We start from the raw sequence: 7,543 nt of genomic DNA, 5'->3' as shown, positions 1-7,543 counted from the left end.
TTAACAAGGCCATCCATGGATGCTTTTCCCTTTGAATGGCACTTTTTTCCCCCGGCGCATTATCGGAAATCGTCCAGTGATATTTCCTGTAACGGATCACCGCCATCGATAAAAAATCTACCGTTGCGCTTAAGTGCTTTCGCGATTTTTCCCAACGCTTGTTTCTCAAGTTCCGGATGTCGCCCATCCAGCGCACCTACCCGTACGGCAAAAGCGAGATCAAAACGTTTATCCCCCGCATCTAATTCAAAATCTTCGACCGCAACCTGGCGGAAGTATATCCTGCCTGATCTTAACTCGCTCGTTGATCCATAAATCGCTTGCCGAATTGCCTTCTCCGAACGATCTATCGCGAGAACATAGCTACGCTCCGTCCTCCTGCAAACTTCCCGTGCGGCTACGCCCGGTCCGCAGCCGATTTCCAGGACACGCACTCCTTCTTTCAAAGGCAGTGCATCAACAATCTCCATGAGTCTTTTGGAAACACGCTCAACCATTGTCGGGTAAGATTTAAGACATGCAAATTATTATAAATCGGCAGGCGGTCACCAACGAAGGGTAGGAAAAAACAGAATATGAATGATGGACAGCCGGCTAGCTTCCTACTTCTGTTTGAAACGCCAACCATGAGAAACTTCCTGTTGACCTCATTTCTTTACAATTGTTATCGTCCGAAGGCTGAAACGCTTCCCACCTTTGTACTGTCATTAAACAGTACAACATGAGAACGGTGATCGTATTTAATCATCCTTACGACGGCAGTTACTGCAGTGCGATTCTACAATCGGTAGCAAAAGGACTGCAAAAAGCCAGTCACCAGGTTGACCTGATGCACCTGGATCATGACGGGTTCAACCCTGCCATGTCACAAGCCGACCTGAAAGCTTTTGTCGACCATAAGCCTGTTGACCCGCAGGTAGTTGACTATACCGAAAGGATAAAAAAGGCGGACCATATGATCTTTATTTTCCCGATCTGGTGGGATATTATGCCGGCAACAACGAAGGGGTTTATTGACAGGGTGCTGTCTCCGGGCGTAGCGTATGATCACCATCCGAGAGGATTTGGATTAGTCCCGCTTTTGAAGAACCTGAAAAGCATCACCGTCACCACCACCATGAATAAGCCTAAACTATTGTATTCCTTACTCATTGGGAACTTAATCCGAAAAGTGATGTTACGAAGTGTTTTCAAAACCATGGGATACAAAAACCTGCGCTGGATAAGTTTTACATCGGTAAAATCTGTCAGCCCGCAGAAGCGGGTGACGTGGTTGAACAATCTTGAAGCCACTTTTTCAACATTAAACTGAATCCATCTTGTAGTATGAAATTGAGCAGGAATTATATCACCCCATTTATATCCCTGGTTTTCCTGGTCGTTGGACTATCCGGGTTACTTATGCTTTTCCATCTATTTGACGGCTATACGGAAGTAGTACATGAATGTTTGGGTGCATTTTTTGTTGTATGTGCAATCGTTCATATTATACTCAACTGGCTAGCGTTAAAAATTCATTTTAAAAGGGGCGTTTTCCTTCCTGCTATGCTGGGTGTGGCGACCATCTCCATGGCCTTCATTATTTCTGAAAGAATGCATCCACCGGTAGACATCCTTATTATCAATAAAATCATTAAAGCGCCTCTTAATGATGCTTTTCAGGCATTGGATGTTGACTATTCCGAAATAGCCGACAGATTAAAAACGGGTGGAATGTCGATTGAAAAGGCGAGGACAATAGAAGACATCTGGATAAACAATAACGCCGACCCTGAAGAGGTAATCTATTTAATCACCCGATAATGATTTACGTATTTAGAACTTCCGTAGGTACGGCGAGCGATTAAAAAACGCAAGCGAGCAAAGAATTACCGCATGGCGTCTATACCCTATTTCGTATTCGGCTTAATGAAACCGGTGTGATCCCTAAATAAGAAGCTATGTAATGTTGTGGAACGCGCTTGACGATCTGTGGATATTGTTCTATCAATTCTTCATAGCGTTTTTGAGGATTATTTTTAAGATATGTATAGAAAAGTTGTTGCGCGTGAAAAAGTCTTTTGAATAAATGTTCCTCCAGCTCTTTTTTTAATTCAGGTGAGTTTTCAATAATGTCCTGAAAATCAGCTTGTGAAAGTGTTTGTAAAATACAGGGCTCAAGGCTTTCGATACTGTATAAGCTCGGTTGGTTTGTCCTAAAACTTTCAATAGAAGACACGGTGTCGCCTTCGAAGAAGAATTGCGTGGTTATCTCTTTACCGCCATTATTTACCCACGTCCGCAAGCAGCCCTTATCAATAAAAAACATCGTTCTCGAAGTTTTTCCTTCCGCCAACAAAATAGTCTTTGCAGGAACTTCCTGTTGTTTAAAATAATGACTGAATTTGTCCCAATTGTTTTTCATCGTTACAGTCGCTTTCACGGATGTCGCTATTATACATAAATATTATAAAACCAGAGAAATAAATCAACAGCCTGTAACGGTGACACTGCAATACTTGTGAAAACCATAACGCAAGCGTTATACCAAAGCGAGATCATTGGGTGAAATGAGTAATAGTCATGTTTTTCGTTTGTCACTACTCGCTTTAATATTGCTGATGAGTCACCATCCGAATGGCAGTGGCGGCAAGCCGTTATGGGAGGCGCTGGGAGCGCGATTCCGGAACGGCGGCGCCTTTCACCCGGATTACCCCAGAGCTGGATAGGGGTTGTGCGTGGACAAGTTAGTCGTTGGGTGTTTAGCTCTCGCATCAGCGCCTGGGTGGGCCATTAAGAGCCGCACGTAGGCGAGCAACCAAGTGAGCAGTGGCAACGCAATGATAAAATATTGAAAATCAATGGCATGCGAGCGGATCCATTTCCCTCCCCCGCTGCTGAAGGACAGTCCAAAGGCCCGACGATAGTCGGGTTTTTCCCTCTATCGAACAACTCTTTACTTCATCTCTGATGCTCTTGGTCAGCATCGCAAAAAGTATCTTAACGTTACGATAGCAGACATGTCGTTGGCTCAATGAATATTTACAAATAATACATAAATTAGACCTTTATTGGACAAGACCAAATTTGGTAACATGCTGGGAGAGAAACTTAAAGAATTAAGGGAAGCGAAGGGTCTGGTTCAGCGTCAGGTTGCTGCTGGTTTGGAAGTGGATACAGCATACATCAGCAAAATGGAAAGTAATGAAAAACCAGTAAGCCGTAATCATCTTAAAAAGTTAGCTTTAATGTTAAACATCACCGAGGATGAGCTCTTAATCTTATGGTTAGCCGATAAAGTTTATGATGTCGTCAAGGAAGAATCTGTCGGAATTCAATCAATTGAGGTAGTCTACACTTTTATGAAAAAGAAACGAAAGTAGACATGAGTACCTATTCAATTAAGGATATTATTTCCTCTTCCGACCGATATAAGCTTTACACCCTGGTATGTAAGCGCGAAGAGCTAAAGCAAAGTATCGATTTTCTTAATTCGGAGAATATTCCTGTCATCAATGTTGGCAAGGAGGTATCAAAATTTGTCGAAACGCTCCAGGATCAATCCTACATCAATATTGATGTATTTGAATACACAAAAAAATTGCTTGACGGTCATAAAATCAAGCTGGCTATCTCAGGAAACTTTCTAATCGCGATTCATAACATTGGAATTTTGTTAGAGCCAATGTTCAAACTGAATGCAGCCCAGATGCTTAGGGAATTTTCCAAGTCGACAGCATTGATCATAGTGTGGGAAAATGAATTAGACTTTCCAAATAAATTACACTGGACCGATCAAACCGATACCTATAATCTGGATTTCTTAGATACCCCATTAAAAAAACTTCATCATGCTTTATAAGGAGCTTATCAAATTTGAGCCAATTACAACGGTTGTCAAACTAGTGAATGCCAGTGAAACATCGGTAGCGGAAAATCTTGTGAGGACCTTTGTGTTTTCGAAAAAGATGCAAGAGGATTTGCAGGAAATCATTATTAAAAATTTGACAACAGAGCCCAGCTATGAAACTAAAGGCATTCAAGTAGTGGGTAGCTATGGAACTGGTAAGTCTCACTTAATGTCATTGGTATCCGCAATTGCAGAAAACGCTGAGCTAACGAAGCACTTACAAAACGACGATTTCAAAAAACCTTTCAAGGCGATTGCCGGAAAATATAAAGTCCTTCGCTTTGAGATAGGGACTGATAAGCCGTTAAAGGATATCGTGTTTGCCCAAATTGAAAGATATCTAAAAAAAGAAGGCATTAATTTTAAGTTCGATGACGATTCCAATTTCAGTTGGAAAGAGCTGATTCAGCAAATGATGGCTGAGTTTGAAAGCAATTTTCCGAAGCATCATTTTCTAATCGTAATTGACGAGTTGTTGGAATATTTGAAGGGACGAAAGCCTAATGAATTGAACAATGACCTCATGCTTCTTCGACAGTTGGGAGAAGCTTGCGACAATTCGAGGTTTAAGCTCATGTTTGGCGTTCAGGAATTACTATATCGTTCACCCGAGTTTCAGTTTCAGGCAGACATGCTGAACAAGATTGAAGATCGGTATTCAGATTTAATCATTACAAAAGAAGATGTCTCATTTGTTGTCAAAGAACGCTTGCTGAAAAAGGACATCCATCAGAAAGCCAAAATCAGAGAACATCTATTGAAATTCGCCCATCTATTCGAAGGAATAAATACAAATCTGAACGAATTCATTGATCTGTTTCCTGTTCATCCTAATTATGTAAGCTATTTTGAAAAGATAAAGCATGGTAAAAGCCAAAGGGAAATTCTGAAGGTATTATCTGTCAGATTTGGACACATACTCGAAAAGGAGGTGCCTGCAAATAATCCTGGCCTGATTACTTATGATACTTACTGGCCTGACCTGGCGAGTAATCCTGCAATGTTGGCTATCCCCGACATTCGAACCGTAAGGGATAAGATTGATATCATCCAAGGCAGAGTCACAAATCATTTCAACGGTGCTAGAGCGAACCGCAAAGGGATTGCGCAAAGCATTTCTCAAGCTCTCGCGATCAGAATTCTCTGTGATGACCTCGACAAAAGGAACGGGGCGAATTCTCAAAGTTTAAAAGAGGACTTGTGTGTAACAATCTCAGGTGTCGATGATCCTGAGTTGCTTTTAGCTGCGGTTGATAGCACAGCTAAACAGCTGGTCACCGCCACAGCCGGGCAGTACATTGACCAGGATAACATTAGTTCCGACTTCTATATTCGGACTGAAGGCGGTATCAATATTCCCCAGTTGATCAGAGACTATGCAGATGAGGTTGTAAAAAAAGATTCCGACCTGGCTGATCAATACTATTTTGACTTTCTACAATATGTCTTAGAAATACAGCAAGATTCCTACAGGTCTGGCTTCAAGATTTGGGAACATTCACTTGAATGGATTGACAAGAAAAGTTTTAGACTCGGGTACGTTTTCTTCGGTAATCCAAACGAACGAAGTACAACAGAACCAATTCAGCAATACTACATCTTTTTCTGCCCCCTCTTCAATGCAATCAATCGAAATGATGAGTCAGATGAAGTGTACTTTGATGTGGCAGGACTTTCAAAAGAGTTCAAAGACACTATTTGTCTTTATGGAGCAGCCAAGGCAAAACATGGATCAGCCCCGACCAATCAAAAGCAATTATTCGCCAGTCAGATAGAGGAGTATCAGCGAAAAGCCATCTCCCTTTTCGATAAAGAGTACGCAGATAAAACGAAGGTGATTTATAAAGGAGAGGCTAAATCACTCAAATCTTATCCGCTGTTAGGTGAAGGGTCAACAAAAGAAATGATTTTTCGCAGTGTTGCTGCAAGGGTTTTGAATAAGACTTTCAATGAGAAGTATCCCCATTATCCTGCGTTTTCCGACCTACTTCAACCGCTTACTAAAGACAACTTTGACGGCCGAATTAAAGCTGCGTTAAAAAAAGTCACTGCGTCATCACAGGCCAATCGCGATGGCGAGGCAATCTTAAGCGGGCTCGGTCTATGGAGCGGACATGCAATCGCAACAGATAATAGTAAGTATGCAGATAGCATTAAAAAGAAATTGAAAGAAGCTGGTGGTACCTCGGTATTGAACAGATCGGACATCATCTGGGCTCACTATGCACCGGCTAATCTTTGGTATTCTGTTGATTTTAATATTGACTACCAATTAGAATTTCTTGTTCTGTCGGCTCTTGCTTATAAAGGAGATATTGAAATTACCTGGTCAGCAAGTAAAACATTATCAGCCACGAATATCGAGGCAATGTTGACTTATACAGAAGAGGACTTCTTTACTTTCCAACACGTCAAGCAGCCCCAGGGGATACCGACTAAAAACTTAAAGGCGCTATTTACTTGCCTCGGGTTACCTGATTTTACGTCAGAATTGGATAAAGCAGAGACAATAAGCAAGATCATAACTGAAGCAAAAGCAAAAGCAGAAAGAACTGTTAAAACTAAGGCACTGCTTGCACAAGGGCTTCGATGCCGAAACGTACCTCTCTTAAGTGAAGAGGACAACGGAAAAATGAAAACCGAACTAGATACACTCGGCTCAATGCTTGACAATATTCAGGCATACAACTCATACGGAAAACTTAAGGCGTTCAAGTTCACAGAAGACGAATTATTAGCTGCATTTAAAGCATATCAATACTGTGACCTGATCGATAAGTTAAAAGATAAAGCAGAGAAGTTCGAGCGACTTGTAGGCTATTTATATACAGCACAATCCTACGTAGTTCAAGAGGAAAAGCCACTTTTTGATGACATTAAAGAAGCAATTGATAGCCTCCCCATGGTAGTATCGTCTTCAAAAGATTCGGATATCAAAAAGTATGAAGCACTTCTTAATTCTCTGATTGATCGATATGCAGACTACTATTTGAACCAGTACACACGGTGCCGTTTGTCGAAGCAAGATTCATTGGCGAAAGAGCGCATGATGACAAGTGAAAGGAAACGCATTTGCGATATCATCAAAGATTCTGAGTTTATCACAGCAACCGAATATCAAAATTGGCTGAACAGTATTGTCTCACTCCGCGAAGCGGATATGTCATTAACAAAATCCAGAGTTCTTTCAGAGCCCTATCATGATTTTAATCCCCGCGAATATTACGGTAAACCAGCATATAATATCACCCAACTTGAAGAGCAACTTGATTCAATTCTCGAAAAGTGGACAGCAGCAATGAGATCAGTGTTTAAAGATCCCTCTGTGCAAGAGAATATGGATGTTCTCAAATCTGATGATCGAAAATTAGTTGAAGATTTTAGGAGCAGCAGGGTTGATCTTTCTGCTGAAAATGCACCAAGGTTAAGAAATCTAATCTCTCAATTTGCTCAGGGAATTGACAAGGTCGAGATAACGATGGAGGATATTAGGCAGCAATTAAGCAAGCCTTTAACTCCTCAGGAGGCAATTAATACACTGACAGCTTACATCGACGGTTTGTGTGCAGGTAAAGAAAGAAATAAGGTTCGGATTATTATTAAGTAATGAAGTGACATTAAACTTTGACAAAGGCCAAGATGTAATTGATATAC

7 protein-coding genes are annotated in these 7,543 nt (G+C 41.3%); 5 read left to right on the top strand and 2 right to left on the bottom strand.

Features of this window, described 5'->3' with window-relative positions; translation table 11 throughout:
- Nucleotides 1–59: 59 nt before the first annotated feature.
- Nucleotides 60–497 (bottom strand): class I SAM-dependent methyltransferase, encoded by a 438-nt coding sequence (locus KK062_RS03655; RefSeq protein ID WP_369075165.1) that lies wholly within the window; start codon nucleotides 495–497, stop codon nucleotides 60–62.
- A gap of 224 nt (nucleotides 498–721) precedes the next feature.
- On the opposite strand from KK062_RS03655, the gene KK062_RS03650 reads away from it, so the two are divergent.
- Nucleotides 722–1,312 carry an NAD(P)H-dependent oxidoreductase gene (locus KK062_RS03650; RefSeq protein ID WP_254082873.1) on the top strand — a complete coding sequence of 197 codons (591 nt, stop codon included), beginning with the start codon at nucleotides 722–724 and terminating at the stop codon, nucleotides 1,310–1,312.
- A 14-nt stretch (nucleotides 1,313–1,326) separates the two neighbouring features.
- Nucleotides 1,327–1,803, top strand: coding sequence for a DUF4405 domain-containing protein (locus tag KK062_RS03645; RefSeq protein ID WP_262899123.1), 477 nt, complete (start codon nucleotides 1,327–1,329; stop codon nucleotides 1,801–1,803).
- 79 nt (nucleotides 1,804–1,882) lie between these two features.
- Here KK062_RS03645 and KK062_RS03640 read toward each other — a convergent pair whose 3' ends face one another.
- On the bottom strand, nucleotides 1,883–2,422 hold the full coding sequence (locus KK062_RS03640; protein ID WP_254082871.1) for a Crp/Fnr family transcriptional regulator: 540 nt from the start codon (nucleotides 2,420–2,422) through the stop codon (nucleotides 1,883–1,885).
- Nucleotides 2,423–3,050: 628 nt separating this feature from the next.
- Between KK062_RS03640 and KK062_RS03635 the strand changes: the two genes are divergently transcribed.
- Genes KK062_RS03635 through KK062_RS03625 form a run of 3 tightly spaced genes read left to right on the top strand, consistent with a single transcriptional unit; the run spans nucleotide 3,051 to nucleotide 7,496 of the window.
- Nucleotides 3,051–3,362: a helix-turn-helix domain-containing protein gene (locus tag KK062_RS03635; protein ID WP_254082870.1), complete on the top strand. Its 312-nt coding sequence runs from the start codon at nucleotides 3,051–3,053 to the stop codon at nucleotides 3,360–3,362.
- Nucleotides 3,363–3,364: 2 nt separating this feature from the next.
- Nucleotides 3,365–3,841 carry a hypothetical protein gene (locus KK062_RS03630; protein WP_254082869.1) on the top strand — a complete coding sequence of 159 codons (477 nt, stop codon included), beginning with the start codon at nucleotides 3,365–3,367 and terminating at the stop codon, nucleotides 3,839–3,841.
- Nucleotides 3,831–7,496, top strand: a complete 3,666-nt coding sequence (locus KK062_RS03625) for a DUF6079 family protein (protein ID WP_254082868.1) — start codon at nucleotides 3,831–3,833, stop codon at nucleotides 7,494–7,496. Before KK062_RS03630 ends, KK062_RS03625 begins: the two co-directional genes overlap by 11 nt.
- Nucleotides 7,497–7,543 lie beyond the last annotated feature (47 nt).

Origin of the sequence: Dawidia cretensis (genome assembly GCF_018598175.1) — a bacterium.
GTDB classification, from domain to species: Bacteria; Bacteroidota; Bacteroidia; order Cytophagales; family Cyclobacteriaceae; genus Ohtaekwangia; species Ohtaekwangia cretensis.
The sequence above is the reverse complement of the archived record's forward strand: the minus strand, read 5'-3'. Positions and strand labels throughout refer to the sequence as shown.